The sequence below is a fragment of the Noviherbaspirillum denitrificans genome, assembly GCF_002211445.1.
GTDB classification, from domain to species: domain Bacteria; phylum Pseudomonadota; class Gammaproteobacteria; order Burkholderiales; family Burkholderiaceae_D; genus Noviherbaspirillum; species Noviherbaspirillum denitrificans.
This window is the reverse complement of record NZ_LSTO01000001.1, coordinates 2436331-2438341: the sequence shown is the minus strand read 5'-3', so window position 1 is coordinate 2438341 and position 2011 is coordinate 2436331. Positions and strand designations below refer to the sequence as shown.

The 2011-nt window shown below is 59.6% G+C and carries 3 protein-coding genes; 1 reads left to right on the top strand and 2 read right to left on the bottom strand.

Translation table 11 applies throughout. From position 1 onward, the window contains the following. Positions 1-336, bottom strand: a 336-nt coding sequence (locus AYR66_RS11935; protein WP_170942302.1) for an enoyl-CoA hydratase-related protein, incomplete at its 3' end; no start/stop codon positions are given. Positions 337-376: 40 nt separating this feature from the next. Further along, entirely contained in the window at positions 377-1144 is a 768-nt protein-coding gene (badH, locus tag AYR66_RS11930; protein ID WP_088707658.1) for a 2-hydroxycyclohexanecarboxyl-CoA dehydrogenase, read from the bottom strand. 210 nt (positions 1145-1354) lie between these two features. Between badH and AYR66_RS11925 the strand changes: the two genes are divergently transcribed. Beyond that, a complete protein-coding gene (locus tag AYR66_RS11925) occupies positions 1355-1867 on the top strand; it encodes a MarR family winged helix-turn-helix transcriptional regulator (RefSeq protein ID WP_234814884.1) in 513 nt (170 codons plus the stop codon). Positions 1868-2011: the final 144 nt, after the last annotated feature.

Sequence of the window (2011 nt, the reverse complement as noted above, 5' to 3'; positions counted from 1 at the left end):
GTGGCCGCCGCCGATGGCAAAGCCTTGGACGCGCGCGATCACCGGCTTGGGCACGTCACGAATGGCGGTGTGCAACTCTTCCATCGGCAGGCCGATGGTGCCGCGGCCGTCGTAGTTGCCGTTGTGGGCAGACTGGTCGCCGCCGGTGCAGAACGCACGGTCGCCGGCGCCTGCCAGCACAATCGCGCCGACATTGCGGTCGTAGCCAGCCTTGTTCAACGCCTTGATGATTTCGTCGCAGGTCTGGCCGCGGAACGAGTTCATTTTTTCAGGACGGTTGATCGTGATCCAGGCAACGGTGTTGCGCACTTCATAGATGATGTCTTCGAATTCCATGGTGTTCCCTCTTTAATGGGTTGTGGAAATAAGGATTGGCTTAGCCGTGCATGGTGAGGCCGCCGGACACGCTGATCACCTGGCCGGTGATGAACGACGCATCGTCACTGGCGAAGAAGGCAATGGCGCCGGCGAGATCGTCGGGTTGACCGAGGCGGCCAAGCGGAATGGCGCTCTTGAAGGCTTCGATCAGCTTGGCAGGATCACGGGCGCCTTCGGCCACACCGGCGAGCAGCGCGGTGTCGGTCGGGCCGGGGCACACGACGTTCACGGTGATGCCGTGGCGAGCATGTTCACGCGCCAGCGTCTTGGACAACGCAACCAGCCCCCCCTTGCAGGCGGAGTACACCGCTTCGCCTGACGAGCCGCCACGCGCAGCATCCGAAGCCACGTTCACGATGCGGCCGTACTTGCGCTCGGCCATACCCGGCAGCACCGCATGATGCATGTGCAGGGCGCCGGTCAGGTTGATGGCGATCAGCTTGTCCCATTCGGCAGGCTCGGTCTTGACGAAGGGCTTGAACACATCCCATCCGGCGTTGTTGACCAGGACGGCAATCGGACCGAGCTCGGCCTCGGTCGCGGCGACCGCAGCATCGACTTCGGCACGGTTGGTGATATCGCACTTGAATGCTGCCGCGGTACCACCGGCGGCGGCGATCTCTGCCGCAACGCGCTGCGCGGCCTCTGGATTCATATCGAACACAGCAACACGCGCACCCGCCTTTGCCAGGCGGCGGCAGGTTGCACCCCCGATGCCTCCGCCACCACCTGTCACAATTACCGTTTTGCCTTCAAGTTTCTGCATAGCTTTCTCCACCAGAGTTGTCAGGGTTGGTATCCTTACGCACGCAATTGAAAAGGAATCGACTTGCAAGCACAAATACGTAAAGGTATTGACGTATATTAGTTTAAGAAAATGCCTTCTGCAAGAGGTAAACTTCAAATTTAAGCAAGCACATTGACATATAATGTCCATATGCGCGGCCAGAACAGGCCCCGAATTACCGGAAAAGTCATGAAAAACCCTGAAAATCCAATCACTGTCACCAGGATGGAACTGGCCAACAGAATGTTTTTCCGCCTGTACCAATGTGCAAACATGTTGCACAAAACAGGCACAAGAGCGGTGGAGGACCTCGGTCTGACCACACAGCAATGGGCGGTCCTGGGCGCCTTGTCGCGCCCCGAAGCAAGCGGCGGGATGAGCGTGGGTGACCTGGCTCGCTACCTGATGGTCAGTCGCCAGAACCTTTCCGGATTAATCAGCCGAATGGAGCGCAACGGGCATCTCCATGGCGCCCAGGACGGACGCGACAAGCGCTCCCGGCTGATCACGATGACCGAGTCGGGCAAGGCGGTCTGGAATAGCCAGGCCGTACCGCGCATTCATGAATACTACGAAAAGGCGCTCGCGGACTTCTCCGTCGGCGACATGACCCACTCCCTGCACTACCTGCTCAAGTTGCTGGAAAACATGAAGCGCCTGGATGATGAAAACCCGAATGGCGATGAGGAGGAAGCGGCATAGGAACACATCCGGCGGTGAAGGTGCACTGTCCTCAGGGGCAATGCCTGCTCGTTCTTGCGGTCGTCGCCTATATTCGCGACTCCTGAGCAAGTGGCGGGGCCGCCATGGGAGCCGTTCCAAGGTAGTTCATTCGCCCTGCGCCGC